At 73.8% G+C, this 26,911-nt stretch carries 13 protein-coding genes; 5 read left to right on the forward strand and 8 right to left on the reverse strand.

Annotated features, from left to right (window positions below):
* Nucleotide 1 precedes the first annotated feature (1 nt).
* The 8 genes from ACFYZZ_RS21505 to ACFYZZ_RS21540 are packed head-to-tail and all read right to left on the reverse strand — an operon-like array spanning nt 2 to nt 13,642.
* On the reverse strand, nt 2–6,532 hold the full coding sequence (locus ACFYZZ_RS21505; RefSeq protein WP_389178161.1) for a DUF4157 domain-containing protein: 6,531 nt from the start codon (nt 6,530–6,532) through the stop codon (nt 2–4).
* The gene (locus tag ACFYZZ_RS21510) at nt 6,529–6,813 is read right to left on the reverse strand and encodes a hypothetical protein (RefSeq protein WP_389178164.1); all 285 of its coding nucleotides are present in this window, start codon (nt 6,811–6,813) and stop codon (nt 6,529–6,531) included. The genes ACFYZZ_RS21505 and ACFYZZ_RS21510 overlap by 4 nt, the downstream gene beginning before the upstream one ends.
* Nucleotides 6,804–8,774, reverse strand: a complete 1,971-nt coding sequence (locus ACFYZZ_RS21515) for an ATP-binding protein (RefSeq protein ID WP_389178167.1) — start codon at nt 8,772–8,774, stop codon at nt 6,804–6,806. The genes ACFYZZ_RS21510 and ACFYZZ_RS21515 overlap by 10 nt, the downstream gene beginning before the upstream one ends.
* A 36-nt stretch (nt 8,775–8,810) precedes the next feature.
* Nucleotides 8,811–9,665: a DUF4255 domain-containing protein gene (locus tag ACFYZZ_RS21520; RefSeq protein ID WP_389178170.1), complete on the reverse strand. Its 855-nt coding sequence runs from the start codon at nt 9,663–9,665 to the stop codon at nt 8,811–8,813.
* A gap of 60 nt (nt 9,666–9,725) precedes the next feature.
* The gene (locus tag ACFYZZ_RS21525; RefSeq protein WP_389178173.1) at nt 9,726–10,469 is read right to left on the reverse strand and encodes a hypothetical protein; all 744 of its coding nucleotides are present in this window, start codon (nt 10,467–10,469) and stop codon (nt 9,726–9,728) included.
* Nucleotides 10,462–11,190, reverse strand: a complete 729-nt coding sequence (locus tag ACFYZZ_RS21530; RefSeq protein WP_389178176.1) for a hypothetical protein — start codon at nt 11,188–11,190, stop codon at nt 10,462–10,464. Before ACFYZZ_RS21530 ends, ACFYZZ_RS21525 begins: the two co-directional genes overlap by 8 nt.
* Nucleotides 11,191–11,223: 33 nt before the next feature.
* Nucleotides 11,224–11,748, reverse strand: coding sequence for a phage tail protein (locus tag ACFYZZ_RS21535; RefSeq protein WP_004003113.1), 525 nt, complete (start codon nt 11,746–11,748; stop codon nt 11,224–11,226).
* A gap of 34 nt (nt 11,749–11,782) precedes the next feature.
* Nucleotides 11,783–13,642 (reverse strand): phage tail sheath family protein, encoded by a 1,860-nt coding sequence (locus ACFYZZ_RS21540; protein WP_389178179.1) that lies wholly within the window; start codon nt 13,640–13,642, stop codon nt 11,783–11,785.
* A 587-nt stretch (nt 13,643–14,229) separates the two neighbouring features.
* Between ACFYZZ_RS21540 and ACFYZZ_RS21545 the strand changes: the two genes are divergently transcribed.
* The 5 genes from ACFYZZ_RS21545 to ACFYZZ_RS21565 are packed head-to-tail and all read left to right on the forward strand — an operon-like array spanning nt 14,230 to nt 26,674.
* A complete protein-coding gene (locus ACFYZZ_RS21545) occupies nt 14,230–15,084 on the forward strand; it encodes a DUF4132 domain-containing protein (protein ID WP_389178182.1) in 855 nt (284 codons plus the stop codon).
* Nucleotides 15,081–20,081 carry a hypothetical protein gene (locus ACFYZZ_RS21550; RefSeq protein ID WP_389178185.1) on the forward strand — a complete coding sequence of 1,667 codons (5,001 nt, stop codon included), beginning with the start codon at nt 15,081–15,083 and terminating at the stop codon, nt 20,079–20,081. Before ACFYZZ_RS21545 ends, ACFYZZ_RS21550 begins: the two co-directional genes overlap by 4 nt.
* Nucleotides 20,082–20,130: 49 nt before the next feature.
* Nucleotides 20,131–21,300, forward strand: coding sequence for an AAA family ATPase (locus ACFYZZ_RS21555; protein ID WP_389178187.1), 1,170 nt, complete (start codon nt 20,131–20,133; stop codon nt 21,298–21,300).
* A 5-nt stretch (nt 21,301–21,305) separates the two neighbouring features.
* Nucleotides 21,306–24,815: a DUF5682 family protein gene (locus ACFYZZ_RS21560; protein WP_389178189.1), complete on the forward strand. Its 3,510-nt coding sequence runs from the start codon at nt 21,306–21,308 to the stop codon at nt 24,813–24,815.
* Complete coding sequence (locus ACFYZZ_RS21565) at nt 24,812–26,674, forward strand: hypothetical protein (RefSeq protein ID WP_389178192.1); 1,863 nt, start codon at nt 24,812–24,814, stop codon at nt 26,672–26,674. The genes ACFYZZ_RS21560 and ACFYZZ_RS21565 overlap by 4 nt, the downstream gene beginning before the upstream one ends.
* The last annotated feature ends 237 nt before the right edge of the window (nt 26,675–26,911 follow it).

The following is a 26,911-nucleotide window of genomic DNA, read 5'->3' on the forward strand; positions in this document are numbered from 1 at the left end:
CTCAAAGTTCCTCGTGCAACGGGTCCCAGTCGACCTTGCCCTTGATGATCAGTGCCTCGAGATTGGCTATCGCGGTTTCGAGATTGGGCATGGCTCCGTTCCCCATTGCGGCCTTCCGGTCTCGCAGGGCCTTTTTGAAACGCCCGAATCCCGCGTAGGCCCCTCCGGGTTCCAGGGCGCGCTGCTTCACGATGTGGTCCCCGATGCTTCCCTTGATCTTGAGCCACTTGCCGATCGTGGTGGCACCGTAGCTGTTGATGTACAGCTTCTTCCTTTCGTCGGACTGGGGTGGCTTGAGATTCAGCCCGACTGTTTTCTCGGCGCCCGTCCGCTGCCAGTCGCTGCGCTTCGCTCCGGTCCCTCTGATCTTCCGGTACTCACCGAACGTCGACCGGATGTAGCTCGGGAAGTCGTCCACCGGGGTGTTGAATCCGAACTTGACGCGGGACTCGTACCAGATGGGCTTCGGCTTCTCGAAGACGTTCCACGCGGGCATCTCCACACCGAGCTCGAGATTCTTGTTCACGCCGCGCCGTGCCGGAACGAGGTTGTTGCCGGTGGCCAAGCCCCCGAGCCTGGACGGAAGAAGGTGTGCCCTGACCCAGGCTCCGCCGGTCTGGAGCCGCCGTGTGGGGTCCGTGACGTAGTTCCAGCCGTCCGGCTTGCCCCGGGGGGCAGCACCCGCCTCGGTGCCCCACGGAACCTTCGGTTGGCTGAGGAACTCCGCACTGATGACATCGGCCCGGCCGTTGTGGAAGGTGGGCAGCTTCGGCTTCGGCAGGTCGTCCTGCGCGGTCGGCGCCCCTGGCGGAACGCTGTACGCGTCGGGCTCGGACCTCGGCTCCGAGTAGTCGCCGTCCAGCACCGGCATCGACGGGTTCAGGGTGGCCACGACGGTGAACGGGTCCCCCCCGACCGGGGCCAGGCCGGTGAGCCGATAGCGCAGCCTCATCGCCCTGAGAAGGGGGAGGAACAGCGAACGGCGAACACCGTGACGCATCACGCCGTACAGCCTGGGACGCAGACGTGCCACGATCTTGGCCAGCCGCTCCTCCTTCGACTCCTTCGAGTTCTCCTTCTGTTTGCGCCTGTCCTTCTCCCTCCTCGGCTTGGGCCTGCCCGGTCCGCTCTTCTCGTGGCGGGGTCTGGACCTGCCGGGGCCCTTCTCGCCCGGCTTGGAACGAGGCCGCTCCGGGCCGTCCTTGTCCGGCTTCGGCTTGTCCGGACCGTCCTTGCCAGGCTTCGCCTTGGGTTTGCCGGGAGTGTTCTCGTCCTCTTTCGGCCTGGGCTTCCCGGGGGCGTCCTTGCCGTCCTTCCCCTTCGGCGGGGTCTCCTTTCCGTCGCCCCTGGGCTTGCCGGGGGCCTCCTCCTTGGGCCTACCCGGCGCTTCCTCCCTGGGCCTGCCCGGGGTGCTGCCCTCGGGGTCCTTGGGCTTGGTCGTGCTCGGTGTCTCCTTGGGGTCCTTCGGCTTCTCCGGTGTGGCGTCCTTCGGCTTGTCCGGTGCCTTGTCGTCGGCGTGCTTCGGCTTCGTGTCCGGCTCGGGCTTCGGCTTGGGCCGCGGGGACGGCGTGGGCCGGGTGTCCGGCTTGCCGGCCGGCCGTGTGGTGCCGGGCTCGTTCGTCTTCGGCCGGGCCGGAGCACCCGCCTTCTCGGACCCGGGCCCCGCGTCCTTCGGCCTGCCCGGGCCCGCGCTCGCCTCCTTGGGACGCGCGGACGGCGCGGGCGTCTTCGTCGGGCGTCCGGCCGGAGCGTTCTCCGTGGGCCGGTCCCTGCGCGGCGCGCCCGACTCGTCGGCTCCGCCGGCCGGAGCCCTGCCCTCGCCCCGGCCTTCCTTGCCGCCGCGGCCGAGCTTCGCCGCCACACCCTTCAGACGCTTGCCCACCTTCGCGACGTACTTGCCGATGCCGTCCAGCAGTGCCTGGTAGGCCAGCTCCAGGAGGGCGACGATGCCCGCCGCGACCGCCTTGGCGAACAGGAGGCCCGCTCCTCCCTGGCGGACCGCACGCAGCCAGGCGAGGACCGCGCCCATGGCGCGCAGGATCTCGCCCAGGGCGCCGATCGCCGTGCGGATCGCGTCGATGACGGCCATCACCCAGCCCGCGCCCGGGATCAGCTTCGCGATGACCTTGGTGATCACGATCTCGCCGATGATGAACGGGAGCTGGGGCACCACGGCGTCCCAGGTCTCCTTCACGATCCGCTCGAGCGAGAAACCGCCCTTGATCAGCTTGTCGATGATGGCCTTGGGTACGCCGATGATCTCCTCGATCTTCGACTGGAACCACTGCTTCACGGCGGACTGGACCTCGCGGAACAGGTGGTGCTTCGCGCCGTCCACCGCGGAGTTCTTCGCGCCGCTCAGCCAGCCGCCCGGGTCGTCCAGGAAATCGATCGCGATCATCATGAACTCGCCGAGCGCGCCCAGCAGTTTGGAGGCGTAGTCGAGGATCGTCCTGACCGCGTCGATCACGGACTTGATGACGTCCATGAGCATCTTCTTGAGGATGTTCAGGATGTCGCTGAGCATCTTGGCGAGGGCGTTGAGCAGGTCCGTGACGATCTGCTTCAGCGCTGCCGCGAGCCTGGTGACGAACGCGATCGCCGCCGCGATCAGGTTCGTGATGAACTTCCGGATGCGGGCGGCCAGTTCGATGACGGCCCGGACCATCGCCTTGGCGAACTCGATCAGGTCGTCGATCAGGTTCTTGACGGTGTCGACGATGAACTTCCGGGCTTCGTTGATCCAGCGTTCGACGGTCTCCTTGAAGTTCTTGATGAAGCCGACGACCGCGTCACGCGCGTCCCGGATGATCCGGACGATCGCGTTCTTGATCTCGATGACCTTCTCTTTGATCCAGTCGAAGGCCTTCGTGAGCCAGTTGCCCGAGTCCTTGGCCGCGCCGTCCGCCTTGTTCTTGGCGTCCGTCTCGGCCTGGTCGCCCTTGTCCTTGATCTGCTTGTCGCTGTCGGTCTTCTGCTTCGAGACGTCGTCGTCGGTCTTCTTCTCGCGGTCCTCCACGTCCTTGCGGAGCTTCTCCGACCGCTCGGTCTTCTTGCTGCCGAGCTTCTGGAGCTCCTGGTCCTGTTCCTTGCGCCAGTCGGTGCGCTGTGCCGTGACCTCGTCCAGGGCCTTCGTGCGCTGACCCGTCTGTTCCTGCGTGTTCTTGCTGATCTCGCCGTCGACCTGCTGCTTGTGCTTCTGCTGCGAGTCCCGGAAGTCCTTGTCCTTGGTCTGGCGGCTGTCGGACATGCCCTTCTGGCCCTGGCTGAACGCCGCCTGGAACTCGGGCCCGCGGTCGTGCTCCGCCACCGCGGACGCAGCGTCCGGGGGTACGGCGCCCGTGGACGCCTTGCCGGGCGCGGCGGCCTTGGCGCCGTCCGCACCGGGCACCTTGCCCTTCAGTTGCTCCTGAGGGGCGTCGGGGTAGACCTGGTCCTCGCCCATCCCGCGGCCGGAGTCGTCCCGTGCCGTGTCGACGGTCTCCTGGCCCTTGGCGTCGACGGCGGAACCCTGCTCACCGGCCGTCTGCTCCGCGGCACCCTGCATCTGCACGCCGGGCGCGTTGCCCGCCTGGGCCTGCTTGAGTGCCTCGTCCTTCGTGGGCAGTCCGGCGAACTTGGCCGCCAGTTCCTGCTTGTCGACCTTGAAGCCGAGCTTCTCTGCGAGCCAACCGATGCCGAAGCCGAGCGCCATCTTGAAGGTCTGCCAGCCGCTCGGCTCCTCGGCCTTCTCCGCCTCGATCTGGCCTTCGGGCTGCTTCGCCCGCGTGACCTCGGCGTTCTTCTGCTCGGGTGCCTCCGACTTCTGCGCCTGGTCCTGCGAGTACTGGGCGGGTGAGTCGGTCTTCGGCTTGCCCTCCAGGGTCTGCGGCGCGCCGGCGGGACGCTGCATCGAGGGCGGCGCGGCGGCGAGCTGCTTGTGCTCGTCGCCGACGCTGCGGTCGACCGAGCCGCTGACCCCGCCCATGGCCTCCAGTGCCTGGTGGGGCTTCAACCGGGCGGCTGTGCTCAGGCCGGCCTCGGGAGAGACCTGGGAGAGGTTCGGGGCAGGCCCCGAGTCCTTCTTCCCCCTCCCCTTGCCGGCCGGCCTGCCGGCAACGCCGCCGCCCGAGGAGCCGGAGGCAGTGGGTGCCGCCTTCGGGACCACGGTCCTGGGTGCCCGTTCCGCCGTCGGCGCGGGCTCGGCGTCGGCTGCCTTGGGCGCGTGCGCCCCGGGCGCCGGGGCGGGGGCGGTCGCCCGTGGCGGAGCGGGCTGCGGGCGCGCGCTCTGCTCGCTCGGCGAGCGGTCGGCCTCAGTCGATGCCCCGCTCTGCGAGCCGCTGGTGGAGCTGCCGGGGTGGTCCGCGTTGGATCCGCCGGTGATGTGGGAGTCGCGGGCTGCCGAGGGCGACTTGGCGTCGTCGGTGCGCTCGGTTCCGGCGGCCGCGGCCGAGGAGGGCTGCTGCTCGCTCTTGGGCGCGGGCGCAGTGGCCGTACCGCCCACCGCCTGCGGGGAACTCTTCTCCTGACCCGCTGCCGCCGTGTCCCCCGCGGCCGCGGTGCCCTTCTCCTGCTTGGCCGCGGTCTCCTTCGCGGCCCCGCTCTCCTCGGACCTGCCGCCGGCCTGCGCGCCGGGCGCCTGCTGCACCGTGGTCTGTGCCGTGACCGGCCCGGCCTTCGGATCGTCGCCGCGCTTCGGGTCCTTGGAGACGGCGCCGGTGTCCGCCGGAGTGGTGGCCGTCCGGTCCGCAGCGAGATCGGCGAGCAGGGTGTCACCCGGTCCGCCCTCTGTCTCGCGGGACGTCGAGGGCTCGGCAGCCGCATCCTCGACCGTGTCGTCCTCGGACTCCGCCTCCGCTTCGGCCGCCGCGTCCTCGGCGTCCTCGGCGTCGCGCTCGGCCTGCACCCGGTCCGCCCTGGTCGACGGGGGTGCGGGGAAGTCGGGGAGCGACTCGCTGCCGGGCGTGGCGTCCTGCCTCGCGTCCGCCGTGGGAACCCCGGACAGGTCGGGGTCCTGCTCCGGCAGGAAGTCCTCCGGCTGGAGCTCGGTGTCCCAGGCGCTCGCCTCGCCGCCTCCGACCTCCACTTCCGAGGTGCTGTCGGACTCGGCCGCATCCTCGTCCGCCGCCGACTCCTCGGGGCCGTCGAGATCCTGGTTGCGTACCCCGTCCAGCCTGCTCGACGGAGCGGGCAGCTCGACGTCCCGGCCCACCGTGGGCGAAGCGGTCGGCTGCTCCGGGCCGCGTTTGTCCTGCTTGCTCACCTGCTTGCCGGTGACGAACTGCTCGGCGGCGCCGGGGCGGTTCCGGGCGGCGGACTCCTCCGCGCCGGCTGTGGGGGCGCCCTGCCGGTCACCGGTCTCCTTGGCGCCCTCCTCCTTCTTCTGCTCCTGGCCGGCTGCCTGGGCCTGCGTCCTGTCGTCGGCCTGCGCGCTCTGACCACCCTGCGCGGTGGACCCTCCTGCCGGTGCGGCGGCGGCCGCCTCCTGCTGCCCGGCTCCGGCGGACGACCGGGTTCCGCCGCCGCCCGCCTCGGCGCCCGACTGCTGCCGCTGCTCCTCGCGGGTGCCGCCGTTCTGCGGAGTGCTTCCGGGCGCGCCCTCGTGGTCGGTCCGGTCCTTCTCCGGACCGGGTGCGGTCTCCGGCCTGTCTTTCCGCGCCCGCTCCTCCGCGTCGCCGCGCCGGGTGCTTTCCCGCTCGGCCTGGATCTCCTCGGCCGTGTCGGGCTCGATCCCGGGAGCGTCGTGCGCGTCGCGCTCCACCCGGTCGTCGGCGAAGTCGTCGTAAGCGTCGATCTCGTCGACGAGGTCCAGCACCCGGTCCTGTTCGGAGCCGAGCAGCCGGTTCTCCAGCCGGTCGAGGACCTGGTCGAGCAACTCCTCGGGCAGTCCGGCCAGTTGCTTGCGCGTGCGCTGGGACAGGTCCTCCGGGTCGCCGCGCAGGGAACGTACGACCGAGTTGGCAAGCCGGTCGACGAGGGTCGCCGGATCGATCGCCTCCGTGCGCCTGCGGTCCGCATCCAGAGTGGCGTACCGCAGCCAACCGGGGGTCGCCTGCCCCTCCCGCACTTCCGGGGCGGACTGTGCCCGGTCCGGTCGTACGAGGCTCTGGGCGGCCGCCTCCGCCTCCCGTTCGATCGCCTGCTGCGGCAGACTCACGGCTCCCGGCTCGCGCCCGGCCCGCAACGCCCCCAGTCCATGCGGGTTCTGCACGGTGTGCAGCAGCTCATGGGCCAGCAGTCGCCGGCCCTCGTCGGTGCCCGGCTTGAAGGCGCCCTCGTGGAAGAGGATGTCCTGGCCGACGGCCACGGCGTCCGCGCCGAGCAGTTGGGTGAGCTGTGCGGCGTCCCGGCCGGTGTGCAGGCGTACCCGGCTCAGGTCGTGGCCGAGCTGCTCCTCCAGCTCGCGTCGTACGCCGGGGTCGAGGGGCTGGCCAGCGCCGCTGACGATGTTCTTCGGTTCGGGGGCGCGTGACTTGGCGGCGCGCTCCTTGCGCTTGCGCCGGCGCTGTTCGGCGCTCTGCTCCGCGTTCTCCTGCTGTGCCTGGGAGCTCACGGTGTCACCTCCCCGTGGCCGCTGAGTCCCTCGTGCACCGCGCGGGCCAGTTCCTGGCCGAGCCGGCGTGCGGACAGCCCGGCGGGCAGGGGCGCGAGTCCGCTCAGCGCGTCGACGGTCAGGGCGCCGTGCGCGGCCAGGGGTACGCCGTGCAGCCGTACCAGCCGGGTCAGTTCGCGTTCGAACGCGGCCGAGACGTGGGCCGGGTCCGCGCGGAAGCCGTCGAGTACGAGTTCGCCGATCTCCACGCGGATCGCCGAAGGCCGTCTGCTCACACCCATCCGCGGACCTCCGTCGGGGTCAGCGAGCGCTCCAGCTTGAGGTATTCGGTGCGGGCGGCCGCGAGCATGTGCCGCATCTGCAGCCGGTCGCCCTCCTCGGCGGCGAGGAACGCCCCGGACAGGGCGATGTTGCGGATGGAGCCGCCGGCGACCGTGAGCCGGGCGAGGAGTGCCGGGTCGATGTCCTTGACGGGGGCCTGCGGTGGCAGCACCCGGCGCCAGATCTCGGCGCGTTCGTGCTCGGCCGGGAAGGGGAAGTCGACCACGAAGCGGATGCGCCGAAGGAAGGCCGTGTCGAGGGCCTGCTTCATGTTGGTGGTGAGGATGGCGAGGCCCCGGTAGGCCTCCATCCGCATGAGCAGGTAGCTGACCTCGAGGTTGGCGTACCGGTCGTGGCTGTCCTTGACCTCGCTGCGCTTGCCGAAGAGGGCGTCGGCCTCGTCGAACAGCAGGAGTGCGCCGCCGCGTTCGGCGGCGTCGAAGACCCGGCGGAGGTTCTTCTCGGTCTCGCCGATGTACTTGCTGACCACCTGGGAGAGGTCGACGACGAACAGGTCGAGGCCCAGCTCGCGCGCCATGACCTCGGCGGCGAGGGTCTTGCCGGTGCCGGAGCCGCCCGCGAACATCGCGGTGACGCCGAGGCCGCGGCGCAGGGTCGCGGCGAAGCCCCACTCCTGGTGGACGGTCGCCCGCTGCCGTACGTGCGCGACGATCTCCCGCAGCACGGCCGTCTGCCGTTCGTGCAGGACGAGGTCGTCCCATCCGGCCTGCGGCTCGATCCGGCGGCCGAGTTCGTCCATGCCGATGCGGGCCTCGTCCAGACCGGCCCGCCAGGCGAGTTCGGCGGGGTCCAGCTCGTCCTCGTGGGGCAGTCGCCGGCGCACGGTGGCGGCCGCGGACCGTACGACGTGCGGGGGCAGCTGGAACTGTGCGACCAGGGACCGGAGTTCGGACTTCTCAAGGTCGGCAACGTCCTCGAACGCGTCCGCCCAGAGCGCGAGTTGCTCGTCGTCGTCGAGGCGGGGCACGGGTACCCGCAGGCCGTGCGGGCGCTCGGTGCGCATCGGGTCCTCGCTGGCGACGACGACGGGTACGGCAGCCCCGGCCAGGAAAGCCTCGGTCGCCGCCCGCTGGTCGCGGTCCAGGTCGCCGGCCTCCACCAGCAGCGCGGCCGGCAGCAGGATCGCCTCCCGCTGCCACAGCCGGGCCAGCCGGTCGCGTTCGACAGGGTCGGCCGGCACGTCCTCGGCGCTCATGGCGTACAGCCCGAGCCCGCAGCGGGCGGCCGCGGCGGCGGCGATGTCGGCCCGGCTGCGCAGGTCGCCGCCGGTCACCTCGACCAGCAGCGGTGCGTCGAGGCTGCGGCCGTCCTCGGTCCAGCCCTCGGCGAGCCGGCTCGCGGCCAGGTCGTACGACGGCGGGAGCGCCTCCGGTGCCGCGGTGCGGCGCAGCCTGCCGTGCAGCCGGGCGTCCAGGTAGGGCGAGTCCAGCAGGAAGTGCAGGATGCGCTCGTCCAGCCGGAGCCGGGAGACGGTCAGCCGGGTCTCGTCCTCCAGTTCGACGATCCGCCAGCGCCTGAGGGGTGCCACGGGGGTGAGCGCGCTCCAGTGCGGCTCGTCCAGGGCGGCCAGTGCGAGCGAGAAGGTGGGGTACGCCCGCTGCGGATCTCCGGCGGCCGCCGCACACCGGGCGGCGGTCGTGGGGTCGAGTTCGTCCGCGGCGGTGAGCAGGACGAGGTCGCGTTCGAAGGGGGTGAGACCGAAGCAGGCGACGAGCGCGTCGAGGGGTGCGGTGGTCTCGGGTACGGGTACGACGGCGGTGTCGGCGCCGGGGTCGCCGGCCTGCTGCCCGGTGGCGCGTGCCGCGTGGGCGTCGACGCGGGCGAGGACGCGCCGGATCCCGGCGGTCAGCGCCGTGCCGCCGTCGCTCGCGTCCGTCGCGCTCGGATCGTGCGTACCCATGTGTTCACCTGCCCCCGTCGTGTCGCCCATGCCGTCTCAGTTCTCCGTGTTCCCGCCGCTGCCCCGGCCGTCCGTCTTCCGGACGGCGGGCTGCGTGGACTTGGTCGTGCGGGGCGAGCTCTTGCGAGTGCGCGCCGGAGCCTTGGCCGCGGTCTTGGCGACAGCCTTGGTGGCCTTCTTCGGGGCGGGCTCTTCGGCAGGTGCGTCAACTTCCCTGTCACGACCCGAAACTGACGGCTCATCCGACTTCGGCCCAGCCCCCGGAGGGACCGGTGCCCCCGGTGCCCCGAACGGCAGCACCCGTACCTCGGGCCGTTCGACGGGCTTCGCCGGTGCCGGGCTCTCGCGGCCGTCGATGAAGACGAGGGAGGCCTGGTAAACCACCGACAGCGCGTACGGGGTCTGGTAGAGCATCCCCCACAGCTTCGACGTCTCGTCGATGTCCATGACCGACTGGGTGAACCGCACCCGCTGGGCCGCCTCGGCGAGGTTGCTGCCCGCCAGGTAAGGCTTCTCACCGGCGAGTTCGATGACGTCCTTGGGCAGGACGGGTATCTCGTGCAGGGTGCGCACCACCGAGCCGATGAGCCGCTGCCCGACCAGCTCGGTCTCGTCGCCGTACGCGGTGATCAGGTACTGCAGGTCGAGTGCGGCGGCGGCCCGGCGCACCAGCCTGCCGTCGGGCGCGCGGGTGGGCAGGTCGTTGTTGCGCTGCGAGGTGTCAGGAGTGACCTGGTAGAGGAAGACGGAGATGGTGGGGTCCGTCGGCGGCTCGGTCGGCGGCTTGCGCGGCTCCACCTTGACGGCCATGTCGATGTCCGGCTGCAGATGGGACTCGATCAGCAGGGCCAGGGCCTGGCTGACGTGGGCGAGGGCGAGTACGTTGCTCATGACGTCAGTTCCCCGGTTCCTCTCGTGTTGCCTCTCCCGCCACGCTCACTGCCGTGCGGCTCACTCGCGCCCCCGTGCCAGGTAGTCCGCGAGGCTGAGGGCCGCCCCGGGCCGCTCGGCCGACCGCGCCGACTGCCGTGGCCCGTTCCTCGACGGCGACTGCCCGGCGGTCACCTCCAGGCGGCCGATCTGTACCTGCACCACCTGTTCGGGCGCCTTCCCCGGCCGGCGTGCCGCGGCCTGCCGTACGGCCTCGCGAGCCGCCGTCGTGTCCGCGGCGCTCGGCCTCGGTGCCGCGGACGGGACGGTGGCCGGAGCGGCGCCCGCACCCGGGGGGATGGGTGCGGGCGCCGCGACCCGGTCCGCGCCCTGCTCCGGGCCTCCCCGCCCGGAGGTGCGCGGACCGGTCCTGGGCACCGGCAGCGGCCCGGGCGCCAGGGGCGCGGCGGGGCGCAGCAGCGGTGCTTCGGGCAGGGCGGCCGGTGCGGGGCGTGATGTCTGCTCCGCGGGGGCCCGTTCGGCGCGTACGACGGTCCGCTCCCGTTCCGTGTGGAGCCGGAGCTGCGCGGCGGGTCGTGGCACGTCCCGGTCCGGTGCGGGTGCGAGCGTGGCGGAGAGCCACGGCACGGAGACCGGGGCGTCCGGGTCCGGGGTGCGTGCCCGTACCGCCTCGACGCGTTCGAAAGGGCCGGGCAGCCGCGGCCGTACCCGGACGGTGTCAGGACCGGGGGCTGCGTGCCGGGCGATCAGCCGGTCGAGGAAGTCGGGCTCCGCCTCGGGCGCCCGGGAGGAGGTGTCAGACATCCGCACACAGCTCCAGGTAGTAGCGGCGCCGCAGCGGGCTGAGCGCCAGGATCTCCGGCTCGCTCCAGCCGTAGGCGGTGGCGAGCAGATGGACGTCGAGGAGCAGGTCCCTGGCCCAGGCGTCCAGTTCGGTCCACAGGTACGAGGCGATGTCGAGGTCGGCCCGGCCGGCCGCGCCGCACTCGGGGCAGCCGATGCTGAGCGTGACGTCGGCGCCCGGGTCGGCGGCCTCGACGGCCTCGGCGATCCGCCGCTGCACCGGCGCCGGAAGGGCGTCGGCGGTCCTGGGCGTCCCGTCGTGCTCCGCCGAGACCAGGCAGCGGGCGAGCAGCGCGGCGCGCGGGTCGACGGCCCGGGCCGCGGTCGTCAGGTCGGCGGCGGAGGGCAGCCGGAACATGATGTCCCAGCCGCCCTCCGTCAGCCGTACGACCGTGTCCTCGGGTGCGCCGAGGGCACGGGCGAACTCCCCGGCGTCCAGCTCGAACTCCATGTCCGCGCCGCACGCCCGGCACTCCAGCCGCACCTGCATCCGCTCCCCGAACAGGGCGCGGCGCAGGGCGAACAGGTCGGACTCCCGTTCGCCGACCGGCACCGCGGGCAGCGTCGCGGCGTCGAGGTCCGGGCGCGCCGTGCCGTGCAGCAGCAGGGCGCGTCCGGTGGCCGTCTCGGCGAGCCCCGCCTCCCAGGTGGCCAGCAGCCCGGCCGCCCCGGTGATCGCCATGTGTTCCCCCCGGCTTCCTCATCTCGCTTCTGGTCAGGCCGGGTTGAGGAAGGAGGGCTCCTCGGGCTCGGGCACCTCGTAGTCCCGCTCCCAGCCCTCGCACTCGAGCTTGAGCGACTGGATGGCCACCGCGTTGGCGTTGGCGTCCAGTTCGCCGAGGACCTGGTACTCGCTGGGCCAGGTCCGGTAGAGCTTGTGCGAGACGGCGACCTGGCCGGCTTCGTTCAGGACCTGTATGACGATGTCCTTGCGGAAGTCGGCGAGGGACACCTCGGAGCCGAGGCCCGCGCCGACCTGCCAGACCTTGTTGGCCCAGCGGTCGAACTCGGGGTCGTGGGTGACGCCGCGCTCCAGCGTGATGCCCTCGAACTCGGAGCGGCCCGGCGACTTGCGCGGGGAGGACGGGTCGCCGCCGTGGCGGTGCTTGACGACCTCGGTGGTGCGCTTCAGCGGACTGATCTTGCTGATGCCGGCGACCGTACGACCGTCCCACAGGACCAGGAACTTGAAGTTCTTGTAGGGGTCGAAACGATGGGCGTTGACGGTGAACTCTGCCATCGGATTCCTTCAGCTCTCCAAGATTCCCGTGGGCCTACAGCTCGAACTGCCCGGACGTCTGCTGGATTTTGACGATCACGAACTCCGCCGGGCGGACCGGTGCGATGCCGACCAGGACGTTCACGATCCCGTTCGCGACGTCCTCGTCGGTGGTGGTGTCGCTGTCGCACTTGACGAAGTAGGCCTCGCGCGGGGTGCCGCCCTTGAAGGCGCCCTGCCTAAAGAGCGTGTGCAGGTACGAGGAGGCGGCGAGGCGGATCTGCTGCCACAGGTTCTCGTCGTTGGGTTCGAACACCACCCATTGCAGGCCGCGCTGGAGGCTCTCCTCGACATGCAGGGCGAGCCGCCGTACGGGCACGTACTTCCACTCGCTGTCGAGCGCGTCGGCGCCCTCCAGGGTGCGGGCTCCCCAGACCGTCGGGCCGGTCAGCGGGAAGCTGCGCAGGCAGTTGACGCCGAGCGGGTTGAGCAGTCCGGTCTCGCGGTCGGTCAGGTTGACGGTGAGCGAGTGGACGCCCGCGAGCCGCGCCTCGGTGCCTGCCGGTGCCTTCCAGACGCCGCGCTCGGAGTCGGTGCGCGCGATGACTCCCGCGATCGCGCCGGAGGGCGGGAAGGAGCGCAGCCGCCCGGTGAGCGGGTCGGTGAGCTGCAGGTGCGGGAAGTACAGGGCCGCGTGGTTGCCGCGTACGGCGTCGAAGGCGGCGACGCCGGCCCGGGCGGAGTCCACGCCGACCCAGGTGCCGGGCGCGTCGACGAGCAGGAAGATCCGCCGCTCCTGGCACAGGCGCTGGGCGGCCGACACGACCGTGATGGCGTCCTCGGTCTTCTCGTACGCGGCCAGCTCGGGCAGGACGAGCAGGTTGACGTCGGCGACGCCGCGCAGCGCCTGGATGCCGGTCTTGTCGGCCTCGGAGCCGATGAGGTCGCGCGGGCCCGGGGCTTCCCCGTCCTCGCCGCCGGCCAGCGGGAAGACGGGCGGGTTGACGGAGGCCTCCAGGCCGAGGTCGTTGGCGCACTCGCCGAGGAACCGGACGACGTCCTCGGGGTCGGTGGAGCCCGCGACCACCTGGACGCGGCGGCCGAAGGCGGTCACCTCGGCGCCCGCGAAGGCGTGCTTGCCAGGGGCGTCGGGCAGCGCGCGCAGCTTGCGTTCGAGCAGCAGGGCCAGTTCGGCCACGTTGCACGGGGCCTCGCCGTCGCAGTCGGGGTCGTAGAGCGTGAACTCGCGCTCCACGTCGCCGATCTTGACGGTGAGGTCGACGGCCAGGTCGGGCAGCTCGTGCCCGAAGGGCTTGGAGACGGTGCCGGACGGGTCGGGGCGGCCCTCGCCGAGCACCTCGACGCGGATCAGCCGGGAGCCGGCGTTGATCACGGTCTGTACGTAGCGGCCGCCGTCCGGGTCCATGGACAGGCCGGTGAAGCTCTCGCGGGCCTCGCCCCTGGCGTCGTAGACACGCAGGTTGAAGGTTTCGTCGGGGCAGGGCGTGTCCTGGTCGACGGCCACGCGCAGGCCGTTGCCCCACACGCCGGGCTCCTTGGCGTGCACCTCCAGGACCGGGCTGTCGCTGTGGCCCTCGGTGGACTTGAGGGTGACGCAGGCGGCCTTGCCGCTGCCGGCCTTGGTGACGCGGACGACGACGGCGACGGTGCCGCCGTTGCCGAAGAACTGGTGGACCGCGTAGCCGACGGCGCTGCGCGCGCTCAGGCCGCCGAAGCGGCGTTCGAACTCCGCGAAGCTGGTGACGCGTACCGGCTCGTTGAGCGGACCCCGCCGGGTGTGACCCACGAAAGCGGTCACCGACGTGGTCAGGGTCGAGATGGTGCGGGTGCTGCTGGGAAGCTCTTCGACGTAGACGCCGGGATACGTCGGCCTGGCGGCGTTCACCGCGCTCATCGGCTTTCCCCCTCCTGTCCCTGTCTCTCGGGCACCGGACGAAGGCACCAAGAGAGTGACAGCGGAGGGACATGTTCCGGATCGGTGCGGCAAGCGGCCCCGCGCGACTGGACGACGGTGGCCGAGCGCACACCGCATCAGTTCCCCCGTCGACGCCCGGACGGTCGGTGTCCGGGTCAAGCAGTGTGCTTGCGACTCCTGATGCTCAAGTGCTCAACCCACCTTGTTGTGTTGCGAGTTGAGCCAGCAAGGTGTCTTCCGGCCAGGCAGGGAGAAGGTTTCGTGAAGGTCGACTCCCCCGCCTTCGCACATCCTGTGCGCGCGCCCCCGACAGATGGTGCACAGCTTCCCCACAGGGCGTGCCGGGCCGTCGGACGGGCCGGGCCCGGGCGACCGCGGCCACCTGGGAGGCAGCGCTCCGCCCGGCCCGCGCGCGGATCCGGGGTCCCCGAGTCCTCCTCGACTCGCACACAATCCACGGTGGCTGGTTCCGCCGGGGTGCGTGTCCTACGGGCGGCGGACGGCGTTGTCAGTGGCCTCCCCTAGAGTTCCCGTCACTTGATCACTGCGCATGCGGGGAGGCATGTATGGGGTGGGTTGCGGCCGGTGACTACGAGGTCGCCCTCGACGGCGGGAAGGTGGTGTGCCGCAATGCGGCCGGGCGCCGGCTGAAGTCCGTGCCCGCCAAGCTCGGTGACGATCCGGCGGTCGTGGGGCTGAGGCAGCTCGCCGAGTGGCTGGAGCGGCACGAGCGGCAGTGCCTGGCCGACGTGGAGCGGTGGATGGTCCGCTCGCTTCCGGTGCCGTTCGCCGTCGTCGCCCGGGTGTGGCCGGACCCCGCCTGGCAGGCCGCGCTGCGCGACGTCGTCGTGACCGGCGACGACGGACAGGTCGCCGGCTTCCTGCGGGACGCCGGCCCCGAGCGCGGCCTGGGTCTCGTCGACCTGGACGGCGACACCGTCCGTATCTCCCCCGACCTCGTCCGCATCCCGCACCCGGTCCTCCTGGACGACCTGGAGGAACTGCGCGAGTTCGCCGTCGAGCTGGGCGTCGAGCAGCGGGCCCAGCAGCTCTTCCGCGAGGTCTGGCACCGCCCGGCCGGCCTCGACACCGAGGGCACCCAGGTGGCGGAGTACGCGGGCGGCTCGTACAAGGAACTGCGCTTCCTGCACGGCAGGGCCACCCAGCTCGGGTACCGGGTGCGCGGCGGACACGCGGTGTGCTCCGTCCTGGAGGACGGCCGCGGCATCGAGGCCCGCGTCTGGGTCGGCGACTACGACGGCTACGAGGAGACCGAGACCGGGCCGCTGGTGTGGTCCGACCCCGCCGGACGCGTACTGAAGCTCGGTCAGGTCGGGCCGGTCGCCTGGTCGGAAGGCATGCGCATGGCGGCGGCGCTGTACGCCGGTCGGGACATCCAGGACGAGGAGCAGGCGGCATGACGGTCATCACCGGGTACGACGAGACCACCGCGGCCACGCTGCTGGACGCCGGCGCCGTACTGCCCCCGGGCAGCACCGCGCGCGAGGACGCCGACAGCCTCACCGTCCGCACCTACACGCACCCCGCCCTGGACGGCCGTCAGGTGGTCCGTCTGGTGCCGGGCACCCTCGGTGAGGCCGAGGACCTGGCGCTGGAGTTCCTGGGCCTCGCCCGCGAGCCGGAGGTGCCCGAGGTCGGGCAGGTACGCAAGGAGACGCTGGGCTTCCCGGCCTGGGCGCTGGTGAACGACCCGGCCAACGGGCACCATGCGCTGGCCCTGGTCAAGGACGTCGAGCGCCTCGCCCGGCAGGCCAAGTCCCGCCCCGGCACCGCCAAGGAGGGCTTCGAGGCGCTCGGCGAACGCCTCGGCCGGGCCGTGCCGCACTTCCTGCCGACCTTCTACGAGCAGGCCGCACGGGTCTTCCTGCAGCACGAGAACACCACGTACGCGGCCGCCTTCTTCGGCAAGGCCCGCGAGGCCGAGCGGGTGCACGCGCTCGCCGTGGACGAGGAGCGGCAGCGGGCGGTCTTCCTGGAGTTCGCCTTCGCCGGAGCGCTGACCGTCAAGGCCCTCAAGGAACACGTGAAGGACCTCGCCCGGCGGCTCGACCCGGCCGCCGCGTGGGCGCAGTTCCGGCAGCTGACGGTCGAGCGCTGCGCGGCCGGCATGCCGCCGTACGCCTCGCTGCCGCAGGACGCGCGCGGGCTGATCAAGGCGGCCGGTCTGAGCCGGGTCACCGAGGAGTGCGCCCTCCTCGCCGACCTGCTCGCCTCGCCCGCCGCGGTCCGCGCTCCCGCCTCCTTCTGGACCGCCTACCGCGCGACCCTCGCGGTCCTCGCCGAAGAACGGCCGGAGGTGCGGGCGCGTCTGCTGGAGATCATGCCGGCCGGACTCGGCCGGGAGGTCGAGGACGACGAGTTCTGGCTTTCGCTGCTCGCCGAGTGCGGAGCCGAGCGGCTGCTGACCGAGCAGGCGGCGGCCGAGGAGTACGAGGTCGATCCCGCGGACTGGCTGAGCCGCTGGGCCCTCTTCCGCAAGCACGGCGGGTCCTGGTCGCGCCGCTCACCGGGCACGCTGGCGCTCGTCGAACGGATGGCTCCGGGACTGCGCGCCGCCGGGCGGGCGGTCGACCTGTTCACCGGCCGCTGGCACGCGGGCGCCGACCTCGACCTCCTGGACCTGTGCGTGGCCGAGGACGTCCCCCTCGCCGTTCCCGGCGCCGACGTGAACGTGTACGTGCCGCTCGCCGACTGGCTGAAGGACACCCGGGCAGGCCGACGGGACCTGGTGGCCGTCGCGGCCGACCCGCGCTTGCGGCGCCTGCTGCACCAGGCCGTCGAGCCGGTGGGCAAGGACTCCCACAGTTCCGCCCTGCTGAAGACGGTCGCCGCCCATCCCGTGCTGTCCGTGGTGCTGCGCGAGTGGCTGGACGAAGCCGCCGGGGAGTTCACGCGCGCGGTGGGCCTGCCCCGCGCCCGTGCCGCGCTCGACCGGCTGCGCCCCTTCCGCACGGTCGCCTCCGAGGCCGCTCCCGACGCCGTCGCCCGCGTCGCCGGACACGAGGTGGCGCCGCTGCTCGGCCGCACCCTGCGCGCCGGGATCCTGGACGAACTGGGCTGGGCCGCCCTGGACGAGGCACTGGAGCTGCTCGACGCCGAGACCAGGAAGGGCGAGGACAACACGCTGACGCTGCACGAGGCGTGGCCCGCGCTGATCCTGGTGCGCCGGCACAAGGCGGTCGTGGTCGGCCCGGACGGGATCCTCCTCGAACACGACCTGCGCCTGCCCCAGGAGCTGGACCGCTGGCAGCGCCCCCGATTCCGCTTCGTGGACGGGGAGCTGCTGGTGATGTGGCGGCAGGGCAGCAAGCAGCACGGCTACTGGTCGGCCCGCCCCACCGAGGTGGTGGAGCTGGGCGGTGAGCAGCTCTCGTCCTGGTGGTCCGGCAACGAGACGGACACCGCCTCCGTCCCGCTGCCGGACGGCGGCCGCGCGACCGGCGGCCGCACCCTGCACGCGGGCGACACGGTCCTGCCCCCGAGCCGCGCCGTCATCGGCGACGGCACCACGTACTGGCGGCAGGGCAGGCAGGGCCTGGAGACGGTCTGGCTCGAGTACGACCCGGCCACCGGCACGCACGGCCGTGCCTCCCTGCCCGCACTGCTGCGGGCGGGGATCCGGGAGGAGACGTCCCTGCTGTCCGGTTTCTGTGAGGTGCTGCCGCTCCAACCGGGTCTGGAGGGCAGCCCGTTCGGCACCGACGGGACGGTGCTCGGCCGGTGGGTGCGCGTGGAGGGCGAGGGCGCCGAGGCCCGCAGGGCCGCCGGTACGCCCGACGGGCGCACGGTCTCCATGCCCACGTCCTACGGCGGCCGGGCCGGCTCGGCGCCGCTCGGTGCCCTGCGGCTGCCCGGCGGGGCCGAGCCCGTGGCCGCGCAGATGATCCGCCAGGTCGGCCTCTTCGCCGCCGACGACACCTCCGCGGACGGCGAACTGGGCCGGGTGACGCCGAACGAGCGCGGCAGCGAGTTCGCCGCCGGAACCCGGCTGGTGCCGCCGCTGCCCTTCTGGCATGCGCTGCGCCCCCGCGACGAGCAGGGCTCGGCCGTGCTGCGCGCCCTGACCGACGAGCAGGCGGCCGAGCTGCTGCGGGTCACGGCGCTGGCGCTGGACGGGCGGCGGCAGGCGCTGGAGCGGGCCGGCACGGACGAGGCCGCCAAGGCCGCCGTACCGTCCGCGGACCACGTCGCCCTCGGAGCCGTCGCCCTCGCCCTGCCCGGCTGCACCGACAGCCGGCTGCTCACAGGTGTCACCTCCCTGGTCCGGGTGACGCTGCGCCTCACCGACTCGGCCGCCACGTTCGCGAATCCGCCCCAGGAGCGGCCGCGGAAGGCCGCCGAGGACGAGGAGATGTTCGCCGACTACCGGCCCCGGCACGGCGACGACCGCACCCTGAACGACGCGCTGTCCGGGCTGGCCGGCCTGCACGGCTGGTGGTACGGGGAGCGGTGGAGCGCGCTGCGCCAGATCCGGGCGGTGAACCACGTGCTGTCCGGCAAGCCGGCCGAGGGCAAACGACTCCCCGACCGGGAGCAACTCGCCGCGCTGGGTGACGGCTGGCTCAGCGACGAGCGCACGATCCCCGAGATCGGCATGGTGTGGCCGCCCGCGCTGGGCGTCCTGCGGGCGCTCGCCCACCGGGCCGCCTCGCCCGCCCTGTCCGAAGCCCGACGGGAGCCGCTGCTCCTGCTGTTGGAGGCGGTCGCCGAAGGGCCTCTGGCGGCAGCCGGCGGCGACCTGCGCGAGATCGTTCTGTACGAGCCGCACGACAAGCAGCAGCGGGCCGGCCAGGTGGTGCGCCGTGACGGCCGTACCGTCGTGATCCTCGGCTGCCAAAGCATCGACAGCGAGCGGGACCGCGTGCGCTGGCTGGCCCTGGACCACGACCCGTCCGGGTCGTTCGGCGCGATCGCCCACTTCGTGCTGGAGAGCGAGGTCCGGCACGATGCGGCGATCTCCGCCGAAGACCTCGCCACCGTCACCCGGCTGATCCGGGACAAGGGTGCCGCTCCCTGGCGGTCCGAGGCGCCCGAGGCGCTGGTGGCGGCGACGCACGGCGGGCTCGGTCCGCTGCAGGCGGCCGTGCTGCTGGCCGGCCTGCCGCAGTCGCCCGGCGCGGAGGGACTGGCCGTGCTCGGGCTCAAGCCCCGGCAGTGCGAGTTCGCCGTCTCCCGGGTCAACGCCCTCGAGCCGGAGGAGCGCAACGCCCTCCTCGGCGCCCTGCTGCCCGCGGACCCGGCCGACCTGTGGACCACCGGACCGGACGCGGCGGCCGCCGGCCGGGTCTGGGCCGAGCGTCTCGGCTCGCTCGTCCGCGTACCGGAGGAACTCGCCGCCGACCTGGCCGGGACGGGCGCCGGATACGCCGAGGAGGTGCTCAACCCGTCCCGCACCGCCTGGCTCGCCCGCACCACGGTCCTGCGGCCGGACAAGGACGGCAACCTCGCCTGGGCGGACCCCGGCGCGATCCCCGGCCGGCACGAGCTGGCGGCCGCCGTGAACGCCCTGGCCGCGCTGGCCTACGTCCTGCCGTACGGCCACCCGCTGCGCGCGTCCCTGCCCGAGGGGCTCGCCGCCCTGCGCCGCCGGATGACCGACCCGGAGCTGCTGCTCGACCTGGACGTCGAGTGGACGGAGAAGGGCGGCTCGACCGCCGTCGAAGTGCGCAAGGCCCACGGCCTCCCGGCGACCGGGGGCGCCGACGCGCACGGCCTCACCCGGGTCGGCGAGGCGATCGTCCTGCGCCCCTGGTACCGCGACACGGAGACGGTCCTGGTGCGCCCGGCGGCGCTCGCCGGCCCCGACGACACCGTGTTCGGGCTGTTGGAAGGCCTGGTCGGCGGCGCACGCGGGCACGGGCTGCGCATGCTGCGCACGCTCCTGGGCGACGACCTGACCCGGGCGGTCGAGGCCGGCGTGGGCACCGAGGCTCCCTCGGGGTACGCGCAGGACCCGACCGTCACCGCGCCGACGCTCGTCGCCGAGGCCGCCGCGGCACACGGCCTGGGCGAGGACGCGGCCGCGCTCTACCTCATGCTGCTGGCCCTGCCCGACCCGACGGACCGCAACTGCGCACGCTGGACCGGCTGGAAGCCCGCCCGCATGAAGAAGGCCCGTGCGGAGCTGGCCGCGACGGACCTGGTCGTGGAGGCCAAGCGGCCGCGCGCCGGGCGGAGCCTGTTCCTGCCCTGCGGCTGGCGCGAGCTGAAGTCGCCCGCGCTGCCGGTGGAGATCTGGAAGGAGGGCCTGTATCCGGTCCTCGACCACCGGCGCGCCCTGCCCCTCCTGCCGGTGCCCGAACTGTTCGCCCGCGCCTGGGACCGCGTCCGCGCCGGGGACGCCCCGGCCTACGAGGAACTGACCACGCGGGCGACGCGCAGGGGGCGGCGCCGATGATCCTCTCCTCACCGACCACCACTCGTACCACCCTGAAGGGCACCTGCCGATGACCACCGTCCTCGTTCCCGACGCGACCCGTCAGATCGTCCCGCCCGAGGACCGGTACGCCACCGAACTGGCCTTCCTCGCCGCCCACGACGCCGGTCCGCGGCCGCCCGCGTGGCGGCTCACGCCCCGGGCCGTCGTCACCTTCGTGATGGGCAGCGGCGGGCAGGCGCTGCGCCTGCCCGAGGACGCCGAGGTGCCGGACGGGGTGCCGCGGCGTCTGGTGGTGGAGGGCAAGTTCGTCGGCGACCGGGCGCTGGTGGAGCGGTGTGTCGTCACGCTCGCCGGTGAGCGGGGCCTGCTGCTCGTCGGCGAGCCCGGCACCGCCAAGTCCATGCTGTCCGAGCTGCTCTCGGCGGCCGTCTGCGGAACCAGCGGCCTGGTGGTGCAGGGTACGGCGGGGACGACCGAGGACCAGCTCAAGTACGGCTGGAACTACGCCCTGTTGCTCGCGCAGGGCCCCAGCCGGCAGGCACTGGTGCCGTCGCCGGTGCTGACCGCGATGTCCCGGGGTGCGATCGCCCGGGTCGAGGAGGTCACCCGCTGTCTGCCCGAGGTGCAGGACTCCCTGGTGTCGCTGCTGTCGGAGCGGCGGATCGCCGTACCCGAACTGGCGGGCGGCGAGGACGCTCTGGCACACGCGGCGCCGGGGTTCAACCTCATCGCCACCGCCAACCTGCGGGACAAGGGCGTCTCGGAGATGTCCGCCGCGCTCAAGCGCCGCTTCAACTTCGAGACCGTGGGCCCCATTCCCGACCTCGACGCCGAGACGGCGCTGGTGCGCAGCCAGGCCAGGGCGTCGGTGGAGCGGGCCGGGGCGCCCTTCCAGGTCGACGACGCCGTGCTGGAGGCTCTGGTCACCGCCTTCCGGGACCTGCGGGAGGGTCGGTCGACGGAGGGCTGGGAGGTGGAGCGGCCCTCCACCGTGATGAGCACCGCGGAGGCCGTGTCCGTCGCCGGGGCGCTGGGGCTGGCCGCGGCGTACTTCCCCGGTGACCGCGACGTCCTCGACCTGCTCCCGGGCCATCTCCTCGGTGTCGTACGCAAGGACGACCCGGCCGACGCGGCGCGGCTGCGCGGCTACTGGGACGGTCCCGTCCGGCGCCGCGCCGAGCAGGGTTCCGCCACCTGGCGGACCCTGTGGGACCTGCGCACGGTCCTGGAGGGCTGACGACCGTGCGCCACCCTTCTCCCGAGGCCGCCGTCCTGGCCCTCACCGACCCGGCGGCGCCGTACCTCATCGGCGTACGGCACCACGCGCCGTCCCTGGCCGCGGCCGTACCGGCGCTGCTGGACGCGGCGAAGCCGGACGTCCTGCTCGTCGAACTCCCCGCCGAACTGCAGGACTGGCTGCCGTGGCTCGCCCACGAGGACACCCTGGCGCCGGTGGCCCTCGCCGCCGCACCCCGCGACGGAGGAGGGGGCCCGGCGTTCTATCCCTTCGCCGACTTCTCACCGGAACTGGTGGCGGTGCGGTGGGCGGCACGGCACGGCGTACCGGTCGTCGCCTGCGACCTGCCGCTCGCGGACCGGGCGTGGGGCGGAGAGGGCCGCGAGGAGCCCGCCGGCCCCGGGAACCCGACGGCGCAGGGTTCCCTCGCCGGGCTCGGTACCGCCCTGCGCTCCCGCCTCACCGGACGACCCGGTGACGACCTCTGGGACCGTCTGGTCGAGGCCACCGCCCCGGGTTCGTCGCCGGAGGCCCTGCGGCGGGCCGCGCTGCTCACGGGGTGGGCGCTGCGCGAGGATGCGGCGGGCGCGGGCGGGGTGCCGGAGCTGGATCTGCGGCGCGAGCGGTGGATGCGGTCGTGTCTCGCGCAGGCCACCGCGAACGGGGAGCGGGCCGCCGTGGTGGTGGGCGCCTTCCACGCGCCGGCGCTGCTGGCACCGGCCGACAGCGACACGTCCGAGCGGCCCGCCGCCACGGCCTCGCCCTGGACGACCTCCCTCATCCCGTACGCCTACGCCCTCCTCGACGAGCGCTCCGGCTATCCCGCCGGTATCCGCGACCCCGAGTGGCAGCACCGGGTGCTCGGCGCCGCCGGTGATCCGGCCGCGCTGGAGGAGGTGCTGACCGGTGCGGCCGTGCGGGTGTGCGCCGAGCTGCGGGCGCTCGGGCATCCTTCCGGGCCGGCCGACGCGCGGGAGATCGTGCGGCTCGCCGGTGATCTGGCCCGGCTGCGGGGGCTGCCCGCAGCGGGCCGGGGCGAGTTGGTGGAGGCCGTGCAGACGGTGCTCGCGCAGGGCGAGCCGTACGGGCGGGGGCGGGCCGTCGCCCGGGCGATGGAGAAGGTGCTCGTCGGCACGCGCGCGGGCCGGCCGGCGCCGGACGCGCCGCGCAGCGGGCTCGCTCCGGCGGTCGAGGCGGAGCTGGCCGCGCTGGGCCTGCCCGGTCCGGCGGACTCCGGCCCCGGCACCGCCCGCGATCTGCGCCTCGACCCGCTCCGTTCCGAGCTGGACCGCGGCCGCGAACTCCTGCTGCGCCGACTGACGGTGTGTGCCGTGCCGTACGCGGAGCCGAAGGAGGTCGCCGGCGCGGGCGGCGCCGAGGCGCTGACGTCCCGCTGGGAGGTGCGCTGGACGCCCGCGACGGCGGCCATGCTGACCGCGGCGGGCGTCCGTGGCGTCACCCCGGCCCAGGCCGCCGAGGGTCTGCTGCGGGAACGGCGGCGCACGGAGCAGGACGAGGGCGGGCTCACCGCGGCGCAGGCCCTGCGCGGTCTGGAGCAGGCGGCGGAGTGCGGACTGCCGGGCCTGGCGGACGAACGGCTCGACGACACGGCCGAGGTGCTGCCGAACTCCGGCACACTGCCCGAACTCCTCGCCGGACTGGCCCTGTTGGACCGGTTGCGGTCCGGTCACATCGCGGGGCTGCCGGCCGACGAGGACCGTACGGCACGGGCGGCGGCCGTGGCCGAGCTGCTCACCGCCGCCGCCGTGCGCCAGGTGGACGGCCTCACCGGTTCCGAGGACCCCGCCGACGCGCAGGCCCTGCTGGAACTCGCCCACCGGGCAGACCTGTTGGGCGGGATCCGGCTCACGGACGCGCTGGCCCGGCTGGCCGCCGACGGTTCCCCGCTGATGCGCGGCGCCGCGAGTGCCGTACGCGTGCTGCTCGGGCACGAGGATCCGCGGGGCTTCGGCGACCGGGTGGCGTCCTGGGTGGACGGCGCCTGCGATCCCGGGTCCCGGTCCGCGCTGACCGCGCGGCTCGCGGGACTGCTGACCGCGGCGGGCCAGTTGCTGGAGTCGGCGGCGCCCGCGCTGGAGCCGTTGCTGGGGCGGGTGTCGGAGCTGTCCGACCGGGACTTCCTGGACCGGCTGCCCGCACTGCGGGGCGGTTTCGACACGCTCAGCCCCGCCGCCCGTGACCGGCTCCTGTCCGCCGTCGAGGAGCGCCTGGACGAGCGCCATCTGGCCGACACCGGCGCCGTCGACCCCGGCGCGCTGGCCGCCTGGACCCGTGCCGACCTCGCGGCCCGCGAGGCCCTCGGCGCCTGGGGGCTCCTGCCGCCGCCCCGGAAGCCGGAGGCCGCCCCTGCCGACGGACCGGCCGACACGGCCTCCGGCGCGGACCATCGGCTTGCGCCGGCCGACCGCTGGCGCCTCGTGCTGGGCCGCCGTACCGACCAACTGGCCGACTCTTCCCGCCCGTTGGCGACCGCGCTCGACGAGCTGTACGGCAGCGGACGCGGGGAGGGCAGCCGGGGCGACCTCGCCGGTGCGGGACGCGGCGGCGGCCGGGAGGCGTCGTACCCCGGGGTGCGGGAGTGGTCCGAGGAGCTGGCGGCGCTGTTCGGCCCGGGCATCCGGGAGGAGGTGCTGGCGGCCGCCGCCGCGACGGGCCGGCCGGACGTGTTCACGGAACTCGACCCCGACGCCGTACGGCCCTCGGTCGACCTGCTCCGCTCGGTGCTCCGGCACGCGGGCGGGCTGCCGGAGGCCCGGCTGGCGACGCTGCGTCCACTCGTCCGCCGCCTGGTCGACGCGCTGACCCGGCAACTGGCCACGCGGCTGCGCCCGGCGCTGCACGGGACCGCGCTGCCGCGCCCCAGCCGCCGTCCGGGCGGCGGACTCGACCTGCCCCGCACCCTGCGGGCCAACCTGGCGACCGCGCGCCGCACTCCGGACGGCACGGTCCAGGTCATCCCCGAGCGTCCCGTCTTCCGCGCCCGGGCCCGAAAGGCCGCCGACTGGCGGCTGGTCCTCGTCACCGACGTGTCGGGGTCCATGGAGGCGTCCACGATCTGGGCGGCGCTCACCGCCTCCGTGCTGGCCGGGGTGCCCACCCTGTCCACGCACTTCCTGGCCTTCTCCACCAAGGTCATCGACCTGACCGACCATGTCGAGGACCCGCTGTCGCTGCTGCTGGAGGTCAGCGTGGGCGGCGGCACCCACATCGCGGCCGGGCTGCGGCACGCCCGCGACCTGGTCACCGTGCCCTCACGGACACTCGTCGTGGTCGTCAGCGACTTCGAGGAGGGCTACCCCGTCGGCGGGCTGCTCGCCGAGGTCCGCGCCCTGGTCGGCGCCGGCTGCCACGTCCTCGGGTGCGCGAGCCTGGACGACGCCGGCCGGCCTCGGTACTCCACCGGGGTCGCGAGCCAGTTGGTCGCCACGGGGATGCCGGTGGCCGCCCTCAGTCCGCTCGAACTCGCCCGCTGGGTAGGGGAGAAGATCGCATGAGCCAGGATCTCGGGAGCGAGCAGCGGGAGAGCACGGCTCTGCCTCCGGTCGCCCCGGCCGTGACCGCCCAGCTCGTCGCGGCGCTCTCGCCCCGGCTGCGCAAGCGGCTCGACGCGGGCATCGCCAAGCTGGCGGCGCGCCCGGCCGCCCGGGAGGGCGACACCGTGCGGATCGCCGTCGACGACAGCACCGACGTCGAACTCCACGCCCCCGGCGGCGCGGTGACCAGCGCGGAGGCCATCCGCTGCGGCTGTCTGCTGGCCCCTGACTGTCTGCACCGCGCCGCGGCGGCGTCGGCGGCACCGATCGCGGATCCGGAAGCCGAACCGGTCGCAGCCCCACCGGCCGCACCGGAACCGGCGACAACTCCGAACGGGGAACCGGCAGCAGAACCGAGCGCGGCCGCCGACTCCGGTGCGGCGCAGGCTGGTTCGGCACAGACCGGTTCGGCTCAGACCGGTTCGGAGGAACCGGCGAACAGAACGGAACCCGAACCCGAACCCGACCGGGCCACGCCCGAGCAGTGCGCCGCCGCCCGTGCCGTCCACGCCGCCGCGACCGCCGTACTCGAAGCCGGTACGGACGGTTCCGGGGCGGTGCTCCAGGCGGAGCTGCTGCGCGCCGCGCACACGGCACGTCTCGCGGGTCTCCCGAGGGCCGCCGCCACGGCGGTCTCCGTGGTCACCGCGCTGCGCGCCGCCCGCTCCGCCGACCCGGCCTACCGCCTCGCCGACCTCGTCACCGTGCTCCGTGACGCCCTGTCGGCGGCCCACCGCATCCCGCACGCCGCCGGCCCGGAACTGACCGAGCTGCGCGGCACGGTGCGGCAGCCGTACCGCCCGGACGGCTCGCTGCGGCTGTACGGCCTGTTCTCCGAGCCGGTGCTCACGGCGAGCGGGTACGCGGGCGCCGTCACCTGGACCGCCGACGCCGAGGGCCGCCTGTACCAGGTGTCGGACGTGGCACCGGGCGGCGCCGCTCGGGCGGTGGGCGCGGCCGACCGGGCCGTACGCGTCGGTGACACGGCTCTGACCCACCGGGAACTGTCCCGGGCCGGGCTCGCGGTGTCGGGGGCGACGGTCTCCCCGACGGGCCGACTCGGCGCGGGCGCGGGGGTACGGGCGGTCCGCGCGTCCGGTGCCGACTGGCGCGCGCAGCCCCTGGACCGGCTCTGGGCGGTGCCGGTCGCCGACCAGGCGTCCCGTGCCCTGAGCGGTGGCCACGACCTGCTCTTCCTGGACGTCACCCTCACGGGCACGGTCCGGGAGGCGGCGGGCGACAGTCTGCTCGCCGACTGCGGGGGCGTCCCGCTGCGGCTGACCGCCGCGCACGACCACCCGGCGCTCCCCCACCGCGACAACCTCCGCCTGCTGGCCGCCGCCCGCGGCAGCCGGCTCCGGGTCGTGGCCCGGCTCGTCCCGGCCCCGCATCCCAGGGCCCAGCTGCTGGCGACCGAGCACCCCACCATCCCCGGCACCCGCGTCGACGCCGGCCTGGACCGGCTGCTCCGAGCCGACCTGCCCGCCTCCCCGGCACCTGCGGCCGCGGCGCCCACGCGCGACGCGGCTCCGGTGCATCTGCTGCGCCGGCGCGTGCACCAGGCGGCCTCGGGCGGCCGGCTCGTGCTGTCCTTCCCCGGGAACACGACGGCCGACGTCCGGCGGCTGAGCGGGCACGGTCTGGCGACGGCGGGAGACCTCTTGGACGAACTCCATGCGGCAGCGGCGGAGCGGTCCCGCGATGTCTTCGGCCGGCTGCTCCCGGCGGACACCGACCGGTTCGCCCGGGCCTGGCTGGCCGCGGCCCGCTACACCGACGAGGTCGACCGCGCGCTGTGCGCGGCGGCCTGGGGTGCCTGAGGCGGGCGGACAGTGCGGGGAGGCGGCCACGCCGGACGGGCCGCCGCTCCCCCGCGTCGTCCGCCCGTCCGGCGTGCGTCCGAGCAGGTCGTCGCCGCCGGGTTGAAGTCTGCGCCGACTGGGGACGGCTGGGGTATGCGTACAAGTACGTACGCGGCGCCGGGCGGTAGGACGGCGAGCGGGAGACTCACGCGGAGAGAAGCACGTGGTACAGGGGCTGAACAAGGCCTACGAACG

Origin of the sequence: Streptomyces sp. NPDC001816 (assembly GCF_042892235.1) — a bacterium.
In the GTDB taxonomy this organism is placed as follows: Bacteria; Actinomycetota; Actinomycetes; order Streptomycetales; family Streptomycetaceae; genus Streptomyces.